Origin of the sequence: Pseudoalteromonas sp., assembly GCF_041629635.1 — a bacterium.
Taxonomy (GTDB): Bacteria; Pseudomonadota; Gammaproteobacteria; order Enterobacterales; family Alteromonadaceae; genus Pseudoalteromonas.
Genome location: NZ_JBFKMX010000074.1, coordinates 1 through 17,807 on the forward strand (window position 1 = coordinate 1; position 17,807 = coordinate 17,807).

The 17,807-nt window shown below is 38.5% G+C and carries 15 protein-coding genes; 3 read left to right on the top strand and 12 right to left on the bottom strand.

Going from position 1 to position 17,807, the window contains the following annotated elements:
- Nucleotides 1-212: 212 nt before the first annotated feature.
- Nucleotides 213-1,223 carry an asparaginase gene (ansA, locus tag ABYD77_RS11505; RefSeq protein WP_038641740.1) on the top strand — a complete coding sequence of 337 codons (1,011 nt, stop codon included), beginning with the start codon at nt 213-215 and terminating at the stop codon, nt 1,221-1,223.
- Between the two features lie 52 nt (nt 1,224-1,275).
- On the opposite strand, the gene msrB is transcribed toward ansA, so the two are convergent.
- Nucleotides 1,276-1,647: a peptide-methionine (R)-S-oxide reductase MsrB gene (gene msrB, locus ABYD77_RS11510; RefSeq protein ID WP_372769989.1), complete on the bottom strand. Its 372-nt coding sequence runs from the start codon at nt 1,645-1,647 to the stop codon at nt 1,276-1,278.
- A complete protein-coding gene (gene gndA, locus ABYD77_RS11515; protein ID WP_372769991.1) occupies nt 1,647-3,020 on the bottom strand; it encodes an NADP-dependent phosphogluconate dehydrogenase in 1,374 nt (457 codons plus the stop codon). Before gndA ends, msrB begins: the two co-directional genes overlap by 1 nt.
- A gap of 464 nt (nt 3,021-3,484) precedes the next feature.
- On the opposite strand from gndA, the gene pyk reads away from it, so the two are divergent.
- Nucleotides 3,485-4,921, top strand: a complete 1,437-nt coding sequence (pyk, locus tag ABYD77_RS11520; protein WP_372769993.1) for a pyruvate kinase — start codon at nt 3,485-3,487, stop codon at nt 4,919-4,921.
- A gap of 63 nt (nt 4,922-4,984) precedes the next feature.
- On the opposite strand, the gene ABYD77_RS11525 is transcribed toward pyk, so the two are convergent.
- The 3 genes from ABYD77_RS11525 to ABYD77_RS11535 all read right to left on the bottom strand — a co-directional run bounded on the left by ABYD77_RS11525 (nt 4,985) and on the right by ABYD77_RS11535 (nt 7,068).
- Nucleotides 4,985-5,638 (bottom strand): DUF2987 domain-containing protein, encoded by a 654-nt coding sequence (locus ABYD77_RS11525; RefSeq protein WP_372769995.1) that lies wholly within the window; start codon nt 5,636-5,638, stop codon nt 4,985-4,987.
- Nucleotides 5,631-6,434: a glucosaminidase domain-containing protein gene (locus tag ABYD77_RS11530; protein WP_372769997.1), complete on the bottom strand. Its 804-nt coding sequence runs from the start codon at nt 6,432-6,434 to the stop codon at nt 5,631-5,633. The genes ABYD77_RS11525 and ABYD77_RS11530 overlap by 8 nt, the downstream gene beginning before the upstream one ends.
- A gap of 73 nt (nt 6,435-6,507) precedes the next feature.
- Complete coding sequence (locus ABYD77_RS11535) at nt 6,508-7,068, bottom strand: hypothetical protein (protein WP_372769999.1); 561 nt, start codon at nt 7,066-7,068, stop codon at nt 6,508-6,510.
- 123 nt (nt 7,069-7,191) lie between these two features.
- Between ABYD77_RS11535 and ABYD77_RS11540 the strand changes: the two genes are divergently transcribed.
- Nucleotides 7,192-8,490, top strand: coding sequence for an anti-phage deoxyguanosine triphosphatase (locus ABYD77_RS11540; protein ID WP_372770001.1), 1,299 nt, complete (start codon nt 7,192-7,194; stop codon nt 8,488-8,490).
- Here the strand turns inward: ABYD77_RS11540 and ABYD77_RS11545 are convergent.
- From ABYD77_RS11545 to ABYD77_RS11575, 7 genes are all read right to left on the bottom strand, one after another.
- Nucleotides 8,487-8,753, bottom strand: a complete 267-nt coding sequence (locus ABYD77_RS11545; RefSeq protein WP_372770003.1) for a hypothetical protein — start codon at nt 8,751-8,753, stop codon at nt 8,487-8,489. The two genes, ABYD77_RS11540 and ABYD77_RS11545, sit on opposite strands and share 4 nt — an antisense overlap.
- 90 nt (nt 8,754-8,843) lie before the next feature.
- Nucleotides 8,844-9,713 (bottom strand): M48 family metalloprotease, encoded by an 870-nt coding sequence (locus ABYD77_RS11550; protein WP_372770005.1) that lies wholly within the window; start codon nt 9,711-9,713, stop codon nt 8,844-8,846.
- On the bottom strand, nt 9,706-10,200 hold the full coding sequence (locus ABYD77_RS11555; protein WP_372770007.1) for an SH3 domain-containing protein: 495 nt from the start codon (nt 10,198-10,200) through the stop codon (nt 9,706-9,708). Before ABYD77_RS11555 ends, ABYD77_RS11550 begins: the two co-directional genes overlap by 8 nt.
- Nucleotides 10,201-10,204: 4 nt before the next feature.
- Nucleotides 10,205-11,977 (bottom strand): CHASE2 domain-containing protein, encoded by a 1,773-nt coding sequence (locus ABYD77_RS11560; RefSeq protein ID WP_372770009.1) that lies wholly within the window; start codon nt 11,975-11,977, stop codon nt 10,205-10,207.
- Nucleotides 11,978-12,018: 41 nt separating this feature from the next.
- The gene (locus tag ABYD77_RS11565) at nt 12,019-13,971 is read right to left on the bottom strand and encodes a CHASE2 domain-containing protein (protein WP_372770011.1); all 1,953 of its coding nucleotides are present in this window, start codon (nt 13,969-13,971) and stop codon (nt 12,019-12,021) included.
- The gene (locus ABYD77_RS11570; RefSeq protein ID WP_372770013.1) at nt 13,971-17,354 is read right to left on the bottom strand and encodes a FecR domain-containing protein; all 3,384 of its coding nucleotides are present in this window, start codon (nt 17,352-17,354) and stop codon (nt 13,971-13,973) included. Before ABYD77_RS11570 ends, ABYD77_RS11565 begins: the two co-directional genes overlap by 1 nt.
- A 57-nt stretch (nt 17,355-17,411) precedes the next feature.
- Nucleotides 17,412-17,786, bottom strand: a complete 375-nt coding sequence (locus ABYD77_RS11575; protein WP_372770015.1) for a Crp/Fnr family transcriptional regulator — start codon at nt 17,784-17,786, stop codon at nt 17,412-17,414.
- Between the last annotated feature and the right edge of the window lie 21 nt (nt 17,787-17,807).

Genomic DNA, 17,807 nt, shown 5'->3' on the forward strand with positions numbered 1-17,807 from the left:
CGCTTATTTTGCCAAAGACGATTACGCGCCTGTTAAAAACAGCATTATGCAAACTGCACAAGGCATTAAACAGCAAGTATCTAGCTTAGAGCAATTTAACGATCCAAATGGAGTGTATGCTAAGTGTCTAGTGTGTACAGTGAGCTATTAAACGCTACTTAAACAATCACTTTTAAACTATAATAGCCCAGTGTTTTCACTGGGCTATTTTTATGAAAAGAAAAAAAATATACATCGCCTATACTGGCGGTACGATCGGGATGAAGAAATCGAGCAAAGGTTACATTCCTGCAGAAGGTTTTCTTACCCAAACAGTTAAAGCCAGTGCTGAATTTAATCGTGAAGAAATGCCGTTATTTGATATTCACGAATACTGCCCTCTCATTGATTCGTCAGATATGAGCCCGCTTCATTGGCAACTAATCGCTGATGATATTAAACAAAAATACGCTGACTATGATGGCTTTGTTGTCCTACATGGCACAGACACAATGGCATATACCGCTTCAGCGCTTTCGTTTATGCTCGAAGATCTTACGAAGCCTGTTATTGTTACCGGTTCGCAAATTCCACTATCTCAATTGCGCTCTGATGGTCAGGTTAATTTACTCAATGCAATGTACCTTGCAGCAAACTATCCTATTGGCGAAGTAAGCCTATATTTCAATAACCAACTTTACCGAGGTAATCGCGCAACAAAAATGCACGCTGATGGTTTTGCTGCATTCGGCTCACCAAATATGGTACCGCTAGCTAAAGTTGGCATCAATATTGAGCTTGTTGCTGGCCAACTTAGCCCAAGCATAAGTAATAAACTAGGTGTCACGCAAATTACGCCTCAACAAATCGCGGTGGTTCACCTTTACCCGGGTATTTCTGTTGAGCTAATAAAAAGTATGATGACTGACAGCTTAAAAGCACTGGTTCTGTTAAGTTTTGGCGTAGGAAATGCTCCGCAGAACAAGGAAATGTTGGAGTTATTCAATAATGCGACACAATCAGGTTTAGTGATTGTAAATTTAACTCAGTGCTTACAAGGCAGTGTTAATATGGGCGGTTATGCTACTGGTAACGCACTTTTAAATGCGGGTGTGATTAGCGGTTATGACATGACGCTAGAAGCCTGCCTCACTAAATTACACTATTTACTTAGCCAAAATTTAGAAACTGAAACAATTCGCCATCTTATGCAAGATAACTTAAAAGGTGAGTTAACGCGGTAATCTAAGGTGTAAGATGAAAAAGAGCGCTAAATTTAGCGCTCTTTTTATTTCTTCACTTCGGTTTAAAGTCTAAACATACCGAATTTATGCAGTAACGGGTTCCCGTTGGAGGCGGCCCATCATTAAATACATGACCAAGATGTGCATCACACTGTTTACAACGCACTTCAATGCGCTCCATGCCATGAGAGCTGTCACGCAGATAACGAATGCTCTCTTTTTCACTAAAGCTAAAGGCTGGCCAGCCACAACCAGACTGAAATTTATCTTCCGATTTAAACAAAAGCGCATTACAGCAAACACAATAATAATCACCCGATTCAAAAAAATCGTTATATTCACCTGTAAATGGGTATTCAGTGCCCCCATCAACGCACACATGTTTTTGTGCGTCGTTAAGGTGTGTTTGCCATTTTTTATCCATTATCTTACTTTCGCGTCAATATGCGTTAAATCAGTTAAATGACATGTTTCACCTTCGTGAGTTTTAATACCATGTTCACCAAAATAATCGCGTTGAGCTTGCACTAAATGACCGTTACTAGGTGTTGTAAGTGTTGCATAATAGGTTTGCGTAGCGGCAAGTACCGGAAATGCTAAACCCGATTTCACAGCATCAGCAGCAATATTTCTAAGTGCTACTACTTCGTCATTTAGACCATCAATAAAACCGTTGCCTTCTGCAATTTGGTCAAGGTAGTCTGCACGAATAATACAGCCAGCGCGCCATGTTTGCAGTGTTTTAGATAAGTCTACTTTCCACTGGTGCGAACGCGATGCGCCTTTAATTAAGGCTAAGCCTTGACGGTAGCACAGAAGGCTCGCTAAATGGAATGCTTTACGCAGCTCTTCAAGATCAATATCAACTTTAGCTGGCTGTTTTGCCACATACGTCATTTCTAATGCTGCATGCGTGTCTTGCGTATTCGTTAAATGACGAGCTTGAACCGCAGCCACTAATGAAGGTACGGCAATACCTAACTCTAGTGCGTTTTGCGCAGTCCAAAGTCCAGTGCCTTTTGCACCTACTTTATTATCAATCAAATCAACAATTGCAGTTTCGTCATCAGACTTTAATTTTAAAATGTGGCTAGAAATTGATAGTAAATAGCTATTAAGTTCACCTTCTGACCAAGTATCAAAAAGCGCGGCTATTTCGTCGTTAGTTTTACCACAACCTAAACGAAGTAAGTGGTAAATTTCTGCAATTAATTGCATTAACGCATATTCAATGCCGTTATGTACCATTTTAACAAAATGGCCTGATGCTGACTGGCCTACACGCGCAAAGCATGATTCGCCATTATGGCTCGCAGCAACCTTTTCGAAGAAAGGAATAATACGTTCCCAACCGCCTTCAGAACCAGACGCCATCATTGCCGGGCCATGGCGTGCACCTTCCGCACCACCAGAGATCCCCATAGTGGCAAATTCAAACTTATTTTGATACTTAAGTTTACGCGCGATGCCGTCTTTATAATTACTGTTACCGCAATCAACGATAATATCGTTAATTTCAACGCCCGCTTCAATAAGCTCTGAACATACACGGTCTACTAATTCACCGGCTGGTACTAAAAGCAGAATAGAACGTGGCGTTTCTAGGCGTCGAACCATATCCGCTAAATCGCTAACAATATGCAGTCGTTCAGCAAACCCTTCTTTTTTTGCAAGGCTAAGTAAATCTTCGCCTGCGTCTGGGTTTTTGTCATAGGCTACTAGGTTTAAACCTTTCTCAATCAAGTTTAAGGCAAGGTTCTTACCCATAACGCCTAAGCCAACTAATGCGACTTGCATATAAATTCTCCTAACTGTTAGGTGTGAAATCATTGCTAATATCAACTAAAACAGTGCATTGTTTACACTGAAAGTTGAAATTAGTTAAGCGGTAATGGCGCGCATTATATGGCTTTTCGACCAGCATGCAATTTTATTATTAAAAAAATTATAGATTATAATTTCTTTGCGAAGCCTTAATTTTACTCGTTTTGTTTAATTCTATACTGAATATCAATCTCCTAACGGCCGTTTCCAGCGGACTTATGTCCTTTTTTGTGGCTGATAAGATAATTTAAATGGCGTATAATAAAATTTACATAAATATTATTCATACGAATTCTAGTGTATGACATGTTGACGCCAACATGACACCGGTGTCATAATCTACTAAACACACAAATAGCAAGTATATTAAGCTAGCATTACTAGCTTAATAATGTGAAACGCATAGAATATTTATAATAGCTAATGGGAGCTACTAAATGCCAAGACGTACCAAAATCGTTGCCACACTCGGTCCTGCTACAGATAGAGATGACAATTTAGAAAAAATAATTAAAGCAGGTGCGAATGTTGTTCGCCTAAACTTCTCTCATGGCGTAGCACAGGATCACAAAGATCGTGCGGCAAAAGTACGTGAAATCGCAAAGAAATTAGATACACATATTGCCATTCTTGCTGACCTTCAAGGTCCCAAAATCCGTGTATCAACCTTTAAAGAAGGTAAAGTTGAGCTTGCAGTTGGTGCAAAATTTATCCTTGATGCTGAAATGGAAAAAGGTGAAGGTGATATAAATGGTGTAGGTATCGACTACAAAGAACTGCCACAAGATGTATCATCAGGTGACTTATTACTTTTAAATGACGGACTTATCCAATTAACCGTTGATGAAGTTGTTGGCAAGAAAGTACATACAACGGTAACTGTTGGCGGTGTACTGTCAAACAATAAAGGCATTAACCGTTTAGGGGGTGGTCTAACAGCACCTGCGTTTACTGATAAGGACAAAGAAGACCTTATCACAGCAACAGAAATCGAAGTAGATTACATCGCAGTATCATTCCCTCGCTCGGGTGACGATATGCGTTACGTGCGTTCACTCGCAGAAGCAGCTGGCTCAAAAGCCCAGTTACTAGCTAAAATTGAACGTGCTGAAGCAGTAGAGTCAGAAGAAGCAATTGATGACATCGTACTTGCATCGGATGCTGTAATGGTTGCTCGTGGTGACTTAGGTGTTGAAATCGGTGATGCTGCACTTGTTGGTAAACAAAAAGCAATTATCAGCCGTGCTCGTACTCTTAACCGTACCGTTATCACTGCAACACAAATGATGGAATCGATGATTGATAACCCAATGCCAACACGAGCTGAGGTTATGGACGTTGCAAATGCCGTACTTGATGGTACAGATGCAGTAATGCTTTCAGCTGAAACAGCAGCTGGTGACTATCCTGCTATCACGGTAGAAACAATGGCGCGTGTATGTTTAGGTGCAGAATCACAACCTCAAACTGCAATTTCTAAACATCGACTTGATTCAATGTTTGAAAATACATCTGAAACCATCGCACTTTCTGCTATGTACGCAGCCAACCATTTAGATTCCGTTAAAGCACTTGTTGCCCTTACAGAATCAGGTAGCACAGCAAAACTAATGTCGCGTATCAGCTCTGGTTTACCAATTTACTCATTATCACGTCACCGACGTACACTTGGTCAAACTGCGCTTTATCGCGGTGTTTACCCTGTGTATTTTGATTCAACAGATTACGATTCAGGTTCACTCGTTAAACAAGCTTTAGCAACGTTAGTTAATAAAGGTTACTTAAAATCTGGTGATAAAGTTATTCTGACGCATGGTGATGCGATGGAAACAGTGGGCGCAACCAACACGCTAAAATTAGTTACTGTAGATTAATACGTAATTGATATAAAAAAACCAGTTCAAATGAACTGGTTTTTTTGTTTTATAATCTTGTAATTACTTAGCAATATACGGGATAACTTGTTTAATTGGTTGTGAAAAGGTCAACCTTTTATTTTCATCTAAGGTATTTGGTATTTGGATAGTGCAGCGATTGTCTTTGCAGCTAATAAATTCATCTGCCCCCATAGGCTTAGATGCTTGGCCATCAAATACAAGCGTCACCCCTTTTACTTCAGGCATCATAAACGAAAACAAGGTACGCATAAAAAAGCCCGATAAACGTCCCATCAAATCATCAAACTCGTCATAAAGCACTGCCATTTCCTTTATTGAGACACTGTCACCATATTCTTGGCTAGATTCCATTTGCATTTTAAGCTGACATTGTTCTGTGCCTTTTGGTTGCACCACAATTAAAGCTTTATCTTTATCAAGCGTTTCATCAAAAGGCAACAGAAGTTTACTGTCATCCGTATAATTTAAAGAGTATTCATTGGTTTTGGTGATGATACTGCCACTTTCAATAGCGCATGGCTTGGTATGTTGATTGATCAAATAAAAACCTACATCAGCACTTGCGTAATCACCTTTTGACATCACCTTTAAGCGGTCATAAAAGCCATCATAAGACACAACAAATTCAGCAGCATATGCGCCAAGAGAAACTGATGTCAGAAGCAGACTTGCAGATAATATTTTTTTATTCACTGAAATACCTTTGATTTGTTACCAACATTTGATTCAACTCTTCAATATACGCATGGCCACGCTCTGAATAGCTACCAAGACCGTATAACAATTTCTCAGCAAGTATAATCTGTTCATCGTAGCGATTGCTTTGCCTTAGATCACGAAGTTGTTGATAGGCAGGGTGTGTATTTATATTTCTAAAATAAGCTTTTACACTTTGCTCTAACGATTTAAACGCAGCAACCTCATGATTGCGCCCTTCGTTACGCTGATTTGGAACCATGCCACAACCTTCTCTGAAACACCATAAACCAAAAAAATTCAAACCAATTCGGGCAAATCGAGAGGTGCCCCAACCAGATTCATTGGCCGCCTGTGTCAACACCATAGCGATTGGAATACTATCAACACGATTAAGTGCAACGGTTAAACTTTCTTCATTAATTTCATCGTCAATTTTATATTTAGCGAAAATATCCTTTAGAGCATTTATTTGATATTTAGGGATAGCAAAGCCAAGCTCTAACTCAGTTAAGGCCAGATCTACCTGCTCTCGTTGTTTCAAAATTCGTTTATTTTCAGCAACTATATAGGGTCTTAATAAATCAAAAAAAGCCTTTTTACGCTTTTGCACGTTTCTCATATTGACAAAATCTGGCAACTTAACATTGTGAAGTGGCTTTTCTTTCACAATTGGCTTAGGTAATGTTTCTTCTTTGTCAGATACAAGTGATTGAGCTGATTTGTCTAACCAGGGCGATACCAACATATATCCAAATAAACAAAATAGGATTACTTTTAACAATAACTTCATAAAAAATTTTAATATTTAGAAATGTCTGAAAAAGGAAAAATTCTACACCAACCCGTATGTAGACGTAAGCTTTTTAATTTTCAGCCCTATCCCAATAAAGGCTTGACTTTACTTTTTTACGAAGTGATTCATTAAAAAGTTCAAAGCTAGCAAAAGGTTTCATCTCGCCAGTTAGGCAAAACCACGTATGTGAGTAGCAGTTTCGCTTAATCACATGATAAGGGTGATATGCAAATAACTGAGAGGCAGCATGTTCATCCTCAAATGTAAATTTAAATGAGTGACCAGCTTGATCACTGGCAACAAAAATATTAAGGCCGCTGCGCTCAGATAAAAACCGTTTATAGCTCAAAGCTCTCGAGAGTCCAGAACCATGAAGTTCCAATATCAGATTATCGTCAATCACTAAACCTGTATGAATAAAGCCATTGTAAACACCGCAACATACAATATTGCCTTTTTCTAAAGATACACTTTTATCACTTGGCAAACTATCACAGGGATAACGCCCTATCGCATCGTTAGTTAGTATCCCATAACGGCGGCGTTTATCCTGTTCTTTTAACTCATTGTGATACATTGAATTTGCAAATACTGCCACTGCGGAAACACCGAGTAATAATGGTAATGGCATAATTACATCTCCAAAACTGTGTTAAGTTAACTATGGCACATTATATCGCTTAATAGTGTTTTAAGTTGTTGCAATTTATGTCTAAAATAACTTTGTGATTTTAATAAATTAACTAGGTAATTAATGACTGAAGAATGGTTAGCAAGACGGTATCAAGAAAACAAGCATCGCCCAGATGACAAACGTTCACCATATCAAAAAGACCGCTCACGTATTATTCATGCGGCAGCTTTTAGACGCTTGCAGGCTAAAACTCAAATTATGAGTATTGGTGTCAATGATTTTTACCGTACTCGCCTGACACATTCACTTGAAGTTGCTCAAATTGCCAGTGGTATTTTAGGTCAATTAAGAGCGAATCAAACCAATAATAACTTGGGATCATTTTTACCGTGCCGAAGTTTAATTGAAACGCTTTCTTTAGCGCACGATATTGGTCACCCTCCTTTTGGTCATGGTGGTGAAACAGCGCTTAATTATATGATGCGTGGGCATGGTGGCTTTGAAGGTAATGCCCAAACCTTAAGGATTGTTGCAAAACTAGAACCTTACAGTAAGGGCTTTGGTATGAACCTTACACGCCGAACATTACTTGGTTTTATCAAATATCCGCAACTTATAAAGCATTTATGGCAAATCCCCACAGATACCGGACAAGATAGATTTATCAATTCGACTCGTTGGTTACCAGCAAAAGGTTTATACTGCGAAGAGTCCTCAGTATTTGATTGGATTTTATCACCACTTTCTAACCAGGATAAAAACACATTTACCCAGTTTGCTAAAAATAATAATGGTATTTCACGCACCGTTTATAAGTCGCTTGATTGCTCCATTATGGAACTAGCAGATGATATTGCTTATGGTGTTCACGATTTAGAAGATGCAATTGCAACAGGCATGGTAACAGTCCATCAATGGCAAGAATTTGTTGAATGTCATTTAGGTAAGTTAAACACGGGCTGGCTTAAAACCAATTTACCGCGTATTTCTGCACAGTTATTTTCACACGATGAAGCCGATTTAAAAGATGTAATTGGTGAGCTGGTTAACTTATTTATTACCCAAGCACGCATTAAGCAATTAGGTATATTTGAAAGCCCATTGTTAGATCACAAAGTGTATCTTGAAGAAGATTTAACACTTTTACTTGAAGGATTAAAGCAATTTGTTTTTAAAAATGTGATCCGTCATCCTGAGATGCAACAAATTGAGTTTAAAGGACAAAAAATTATTTCGGATCTGTTTGCCGCATTTGCAAGCGACCCACTGAGATTATTACCGCATACGCGACAAAGTATTTATCAAAATGCAGTAGAACAAGGCGAAACAGGATATCGCCAATTATGTGATTATATTTCTTCGATGACCGATGAGTACGCCATTAAAGTCCATGGCAGACTGTTTACAACTGAATACTAAGCAATTTTAGAATCATCGTAAAACACGGTACCATCGTCTTTCGATACCGAGCGGCTGCAATGCGTTTCCTTAGTATCAAGTAATTCACTTGGACGCAAGTTACGCTCTTTTAATGCTTCGCCACAATGAGGACAAACGTCAATTAAACATTGTGTACTGATATTGAAACACTTGGTACATTCAAAACAACTCACGTCCGTATCAATTTGTACATGCTCTGTTTGTTGACAGTAAAATAATGCATGTTCAGCCATATTTGACATAGCAAGCCTCCTTTTTTAAATGAACATAAAGAAAGCACCTCAACTTGACAAGATTATTTTTTAAACAAGATTTAAAACCAGTAAAAAGTGCTATTTAAAAATATTCTTTTGATAGCGTTCCTGTAAATTTGGACCTTCAAATTTATCAAAAGCATCAAGTGTTGAAGCTATTTCATCAAGCCGTTCTTCGGGTTGTGGATGCGTACTATAAAGACTCGCAAGTGCACTGTCGGTGGGTGTTATTGATGCTATTCTCTGCAGCACCGAAGCCATTGCGAAAACATCATAGCCAGCTTTGCTCATTAAGCTAACAGCTTCAATATCCGCTTCGATTTCGTCGTCTCTATCTAGCCCTTTACTATAAAGCTCCGTTGCCATCGAGCTAAGCGCCCTTGCCCATTGAGTTAAATTACGAGATGATCTATCCGAGTCGTTTTGTGTTTGATAGGCATCTGCTGATATAAATACCATCTCAGTTAAGGCGCTCTGTAAACTTAGCTCTTTAATTTTCTCAACATGATGTTGTTTTGTGATATGAATTATCTCATGTGCAAGCATCGCAGCAAGTTCTGCTTCACTGTCTAACTGAAGTAAAGCACCGGAGGTTATAAACACAAACCCCGCAGGTGCTGCAAATGCATTTATGTCATCGCTATCTAGCACAGCAAATTGCCAGTTAAGCGTCGGGCGACTCGAATGATTTGCTAAATGGCGACCGACTTTGTTCACGTATTTGTTTATCTGTTTATCTTGATGAATTGGCGCAACCGATACCAATACAGATGCTAAGTTTTCCCCTAATTGCTGCTCTTTCCTTTCATCAAAGATTTGACTTTCATAAACATTAACCCCTTGATTTACCAGCGCACCAACATCTACGCCGGCTATTTTCACACCTGTTGCATTACAACTCACAACTAGCAATGCACAAATAACAATTAAAAATTGGTGTTTAATCATTTGGTACCTCGGCGTGTGTTAGTTTGCCATTTTCAATAAACACATTTAAATCGCGCGTATTGGGTTTAAATGAATCGATCGGTTTCAAAAGTGCTTTATTTGGCGTGATATTGTCAAATGCATGCTTGTCAAACCCTCTTACAGCGGTTGACGCGGTAGGCTTTGAATTCATTGACTCTATTAACGACACTACACCCAAATTCCCACTCCTCCTTGGCTGCGTAGCCAGTTGCACAGCAAGCATTTTGATCCAAGCATTGGGCTGTGTTTGTTCTTCAACAAAATACCAAGCACGGTGACGTTTGCCGATTTGTAATGTATCGCCAGCTTCTTTCGATGCGACCACATCACTTTTAATTGAAGGCTCTGTATAAAGGTTTGTTGCCATCGCTACAATTGCAGTTTTACTTTGAAAAGTTGTTTCTGTTTTTGCAATACATAACAAAGGAAAGAGAATTAACATCAACAAGAAAGTTATTGGTTTCATTTTACTATCGCTCCGGCGTTAGTAGTTCCACAGGTTTTTCACGTCCTTTTACGGTTACTTTGTCAACATACTGAAAGTTGAGTTTCGTCCTTTGTGCGGTTTGTTTTGACACTAAAATACGATTACTAGCCTTGGTTAACCCTTCAATACGACTGGCTAAATTAACTGTGTCACCAAGCACAGTATAGTCTAATCGCTGATCGGTGCCGATAAATCCACACATTACTTTGCCACTATGGATCCCAATACCAATGTCTAAAAACTGATATTTCTTCGCTAAACTGGCTCTAAACTTTAGTAAGTTTTGCTCCATTTCAAGTGCCGCTAAAATCGCTTGTTCTGCATGATTTTCAGATTTTAAGGGCGCCCCCCAAAAAGCCATTACTGCATCACCGATAAATTTATCAAGTGTGCCATTATGTTTAAATATGGTTGCCACTTGCATCGACAGGTAATCATTTAAAAGTGAAACAATTTCAGTTACATCATGTTTTTCAGATAGTGAGGTGAAATTACGAATATCACTAAAAAGAACAGTCACTTCAACGATATCGCTACTGCCATACTGTGCGATATTTTGATGCTCTAATATATTTTTGACCACATTCGGGTCTAAAAATCTACCAAACAATTTATTGGCATATTGTTTTTCAAGGTATTGAACATAACTGTGCATTAGAAATTGTGAAATATAGGCAAGCCCAACAGCGCAAATTAACGTGCCAAGAGGTAAATCACTATTTGTTTTTGCTAAATAACAATAGCCTTGCCAGAGCAGTACAAAAAGGAGTGCTAACACCACTGTCGATAAACAAAATTGCCTAACTAATGATAATTTAAATATATAAGCGCAGCTTACCAGTATCATCAGCACACATGCCGAAGAGATAACAACTACACTGCTTAGCTGATTGTAATATTCATTTTTTAAATAATTAGACACTGCATTAGCAATAACGAACACGCCTGGCTCACTATTTGAAATCGGTGTTGCAACTTCATCGAACAATCCTGCCGCCGTAGCGCCAATTAGAATTTTCTTGTTTTTAAACTGCTTTAAGAAAGTGCTGTTTTCATTCACTACCGCATTGTAAATATCAAAATAACTATACTGTTTAAATGTATCTTTGTGTTGCCATTTAAGTTTAATTGAATTGCTTGACATTAAACTTGTTGATGATGCACTCGCTATGAGTGCACCGAGTGATAAATAGGCATTGTCATTCACCCTTATTTTAGATAAATATTGCCTTACTACAGCATCGTTTTGCCTGTAGACATTAACACTGCCTATTTTATTCTCGCCTAGTTGCTTGGCAAAAGGAAAAAGTGCCAAACGATATTCGCTTTGCTTTGGTTGATTTGAAGTTTCCAAACCAAGCAAGGCTAAATAAACATTGTTTGCCTCATTCAACACTTGTTCAAAATACAGATCATCATCAGGACGGTAGATATCAGGTTCATTAAACAGTACATCAAAGGCAATGACACTTGGTGAGTAACTATTTAACCCTTCGATGACTTCGGCATGAACGCTTCGAGGCCAAGGCCAACGTCCTGCTATGCTTTTCATAAATTCAATCGACTTATCATCAATAGTGATAACAATTAATTCTTCAGATGGTATGCGTTGATAAGCTTCACTTCGTTCTCGTAAATCAAAGAACGCATTATCTAATGTAAAAAAAAGCTCAAAAAAATAAATAATTAGCCAGATAATAAACGCAAAAACACAGGTTGAAACAGTGTGTAACTTCTGGCTGTGCTGAAAAGTCATAGCTTAAAATAAAAATGAATTATGTTTTTAAGCTTAGCAAACTATTTGTTTTTTAAATGAGTTTCACCTTGCCAATCATCACTGAGCATACTCAATTCATTGTGAGAGATACGTTGCAAAAACAGTTCGGCTAGTATTTTAAACTCATCACTTTCTTTTAGCTCATTGTAGAGCTGCTTGGCACACTGCCAATCTTGGGAACAGAATGCTGAAAATGCCAAATTGAGTTTATCTGTCAATAACGTATTTGGAAAATAGCCATATACTCGAGTGGTTTCCGACTTTCCTTTAAGTATCACTTTATCTACCAATACAAATGAGTCATTATTTTGAAGTGCTGAAAATACCGATTCACTAATAAGCACATCTGTGCCGTATAGCCTGTTTGCGCTTTCTAACCGTGCAGCTTGATTGACAGAGTCACCAATACAGGTGTAATCAAACAATACTTCTGAGCCCAAGTGTCCCACTATCGCTTCGCCAAAATTAATGCCGATTCTTAGTTTCACTGCAGTTGAGCCTCTTTGATTCAATTTATCTGTAAGTTTGGCACATTCAGCATTCATCTCTAGAGCCGCAGCAACAGCATTTTCAATTTGATTTTCATCGGCAACTGGAGCTCCCCAAAATGCCATAACCGCATCGCCAAGATACTTATCTATGGTGCCACCATGTTTAACAATAATTTCACTATGAGCAGTTAGAATTTCGTGCAAAATATCAGCTACTTGCTCTGCACCTAATTGCTCTGATAATTTCGTAAAACCCGCTAAATCGGCAAACAATATAGTTAAGTTTTTACGTTCACCGCCAAGTTCTAATTTATCCGGTTCATCCATTAATTCGTTTAGTACGTTTTCAGATACATAGCGCGAAAATGCATCAGAAATAAAACGCCTTTGTTTTTGCTCACTGCGAAAGCTAATGGCGAAATAGAACAAATAACAGGTTAATGCAACCGCAATTAAACTGACAGTAGGTAAATGTACCTGAAAGTAAAATGACACTAGGGATAACGCTAAAACAAGCGCAATTAATTTGATCAAACCAAGTACTGATTTTTTTATCGTAAAACCGGTAAATAAATAACTGGCAACAAGCGCGATGAACAGCGTCAAAATCATTACCTGCCAAGGTAATAAAGTGCTAAGCGTAAGGTCATGTCTGATATTTTCAATTAAATTAGCGTGTACTTCTACCCCTGCCATGGTTTTGCCATTTAACCACGTATAGGGAGTTAAGAAACGGTCATCTGTGTGTAAACCAAGCTCAGCATTAGCAAGGATATCCAAACCCACCAGCACGATTTTGTCCTTAAATACCGAGTTTGGTAATAACTTAATATCAGCCGCACGATAGTATGAAACTTTAGGAAAACTATTCGCATCGCCTATATAGTGAATCCGTTTTTCTAGGTCACTAGGTTCGCTGTCAAAGGCGTACCATAAACTACTGTTTTCATTTGGTACAGCACGTACCACACCATCAAGATCGTAATTTAAGCCAATGGCTTTAGCATTCGCACCCGCTTGCAAATAAAGTGGTAATGGTAATACCTGAGACTGTAATACCCCTTCACTTATCACTTCTGTTTTTGCGTATTTAGCAAGGTAAACTGGCACGTCACTGGCCATTATTGCTTCAGCAAATTGAACATCATCAAACGCACCGAAACTAGAAGGTAAATCAAAAATCAAATCAAAGAATATTACCTTTGCGCCTGCAGAATTAAGGCGTGCTAGCAAGTCACTATGGAATTTTCGCGGCCAGGGCCACTGCGTTTGAAAATGCTCAAAACTTTGTTCATCTATCGTGACAATAACAATGTCGGTTTCAGTAATTTTAGGCGCTACCACTATGGATAGACTATCAAAAGCGTAATTTTCTAATTGTTGCCAAAGACTCGTTAAATTAAGTAGAAAAACAAGGCTTAAGCTAAAAATCGATGACAATACTGCATACTGGATCCATTTTTTTTGCTGCTTTTGCCCCATCAGAAACGCCACTCTGCGTTAAGGTAAAGCACATCACTGTTATTGATATGTTGGCGAATGTATTGTGCAATCAATTGCAATCGTTTATTGATGAACTCTTGTTGCCAACCAATATTCGTTACAAACCCATCTGTTAATTCCTGACCAGATTCAAAATCAAAATAGGTAAACTTCACAAAGGGGGTTGCATAAAAATCAGTCGTATAATTAGCACCTAGCGCAAAACTCGATTTAGGAAAATTATCCATATAATCTGATTGTTCACCATTCTTTTTTGTTATGTCAGCGTTTGTTAAGCGCATGTTTAACGTCACTGCTAATCTGTCAGCCAATAAACTTTCAACATCTATATAAAGATCATTTATTTTTGCGGTTTCAATCAAGTGCTTTGGCGCACCATAAAATGCACTATCAAAATGATAACGTGATGTTAGGTCGTTTGATATCGAATTAAACTCTCGTAAATCAGATAACAAGTCTGTTGTGTTACCAAACAATAATCCATTAAAAGTATCGTTATTAATTTTTTGATGATTAAAAGAAACCGCAGCAAAACTATGATTATTTTGATGAGTCAAACGTGTCGCTACTTGTTCTGATTGACTAGCAACGCGCATATACTGCCTGTCAATTAACATGCCACCAAGTGTTGTTGTCATGGGTGACACAACTGTATTAGCAGAAAATACTTTCGCTGTGTAGGCCGATAAGGCTAATTCACCCGACACGCTTAACAATGTACCGAATCCGAAATCCGAGAAGGATTGTTTGTCGCTTGGATGCGATGCGCTTGTAGTATTGAATTTTAAATCATTTGTATGCCAAAAGCTGTCGATAATATGCTTATTACTTAATGACGACCTAAAGTAAAAACCAAAATGAGAAGAGTCTAATTGTTCACCACTCTTACTCTCTAAGAAGCTTTCATATTCATCCTCAAATATAAGTTCATTGTTGTAATAAGTTGAAGATATAGAGCTTGAGTATATGAAATTTTTATGCCCTAACTGAGTTTTAGATTGTACCCAGTAAGGTAATATTTGAATATCTCTGTCATAAGTATATTGCCAACTTATAAACTGTGTCGTCTGAGATTGAGACATATTACTTTCTGAAAGAGTCCGACTATTTACTTGAACATATGTAGGGGGAACATCAACTATAACTTCAAATGAGGATTGACTAGTTAACTTAGAATTAAGTTCTATATTAATTAGCCCTAGATTAACGCTATGCGACTTATTGAAAGCGTATTGCACGCCAAAGTATTCGTCTTCAATATCTGTATCTGTATCACTGTAGGTATTAGTTGCGCCTAACATACTAAGATGAGACGATTTAATATCCCCGTTCGCTTTATGCTGAACATGATTTGAGAATGCAATAATATTAAGTTTATGGTGAGGCTTTAACCCTATACCCCATTTAATACTTCTACCATCATTCTTAGAATTATAATCTAAACCATCAACTTGCTCCTGCCAATTAAATTGTGGCTCAGTAATCTCGGCCATAAATGCAATTGGAAAAAGCGTATTATTGAAACCATTAAGTTGAACACGCGGTGATGAATATTCGCTTTTAATAGATTCACTAAACTGTGTAGTTTGCCAATTTATCAAACCATTCACGCCAGGCTGCTGAACCATATTTTGAGTTGCATAATTACTCGCAAACGCCGTTGGGTCATTTAGCAAACCTTTAAATAATTCACTGAGTTTAGCACTGTGGTTGTTTTCAATCTGGCTACTTACAAATAACTGACTGCCGGCCCAAGTTGGGTCGTAATTACTGAGTCCAGTATACAAAGCACGTTGAGTTAAACCGTACTCTGTATAGGCTGCACCTAAATCTGTACCGCCCTGTAGATTGTTAGCAAGTTGATTAAGTGATTTTAAGAATGGTAACCGTTTATTAGCGGCTATAACAGCTTCCAAGCTTTGTTTGGGATTTGCTAATTCACGTTCGAAAATTGCCCGCATAAAATACGGCATTGGGTCATTGTCATCTTGCTCAATGGCATACGTGAGCGTGTCATTGGCTAGTTCAAGCTTGCCTTGTTGATAATAGGTTATCGCTAAATAGGTATTGGCACGCGCATAGTTCGGCGCAAGCGTTGTTGCCGTTAAAAACGCGCGTTTAGCATGCTCTAATTCGCCTTGTTTTAAACTTAAGATGCCGAGCGCTGTATTTACCAAAGCACCATGCGCACCTTTAGCTTCAGCATCTGCTAATTCAGAGCGCGCCAAATTGAATTGATTGTTAAAGGTATGCAAGGTCGCTAGTTCTGAATACGCTTCAAAGCGCCGAATATTAGCTTGCTTTGCTTTGGTTAAATAATTTAAAGCCACATCGGTATGTTCTTTTTCAGTGAAAATACGCCCTAACAGGTAAAGCGCGTCATAATTATCGTACTCACGTTCTAGTACTTGATTAAGAAAACCGATTGCCTCATTGCCTTGGCCGTTAAAGAGTGCTACTTCAGCATTTAGTACTAAGACATCAATATTATCGCCAACAAGTACTTTTGGTTTACCTAATAATAGATGTGCACGCCCCCACAATACATAGAGCTCTGGTATTGCTTGGTAATCCGCTATCTGCTTAATTAGGCTAATGGCTCGCTTTGTATCACCTAGGTATAAAGCAATATCCGCAAGCATAGCTTGTTTAAATGGCGATTGTGGCAATGCTTTAATTTTTTGTTGTAATTGAACTGGCGAATGAAGATTCGATTGTAAAGTTGCTAGTTCATTGGCAGTAGTTGCAAGAGACAAATATTTTTTGATATCAAAACTATATTCGCTTACCCATTGAACGCGCTCGCTTGCGTTAGTGAAGAAGAGTTTAACGGGCGCTTTACCCACCTCTGCAATTGCTTGTTCATTGGCTTTAACAGATACTGCACCAAACTCATTTGAAAAATAAATTTCACCATGAAGTACAGTAATCTTACTCGTACCATCATCTGACACTTCAATGTCCCAATCAGTACCACGAATAGCAGCGACGGCAGACGGTGTTTCAAATATAAGCTTATCTGGGATATTTTTAGACTTGACCCAAGCGCGCCCTTTATTAAGCCGAAAACGTGTCGAGTTACCTTTATCGTCTAAAACATCTTTTACAATCAGAAAGCTGTTTTGGTTGAGTCGTAACTGACTGTCATCACGAAACAATAACGCCAGTTTGCTTAGCGCACCCGTTTGAACATGATTACCCTTATTGAGGGTTAAATCCACTTGAGTGGCTTGCCATGCTTTTTGCAAGCCAAGGCGCCATTGTGTATCACCTTGTTGCGAGATCACTTTTGCAGCGTCTGCATAGCTCAGAGCGGCAAAACTTGAAAATCCAATTAAGGTTAAGCTGCGAAAGAAAGACATGGGTAATGGCATCCATTCAAAAACGTTAAATAAGAAGTTCTCTACTTTTAAATATTTTTAGCTTTCAGCTTCAAGAAGCGTTACTGGCTCCATTAATCGATCGGTTGTTTTCTCGAGGCGAACGGCTAAACCTTCAATAATACGCGCTGCTACACCTGAGTTATTAGCAAGCATTTCTTCAAAGCTTTCGCGCTCATACACTTTCAAAACAGTATCTTCTGCAGCAATCGCGGTACAACTTCTTGCCGAACCAATAATAATCGCCATTTCGCCAAGAAACTCACCTGTGCCAAAGTAGCCCAGTACAACCGATTGACCCATTTTTGACTTAATCAGTTTAATTTTACCTGAGCGAACAACATACATACGCTCAGCCTTATCACCTTGTTTAAATAAAATTTGGCCGCTATTTAAAATTAATTCTGTACTCATTATCTGTCCTTAATAGAGCAA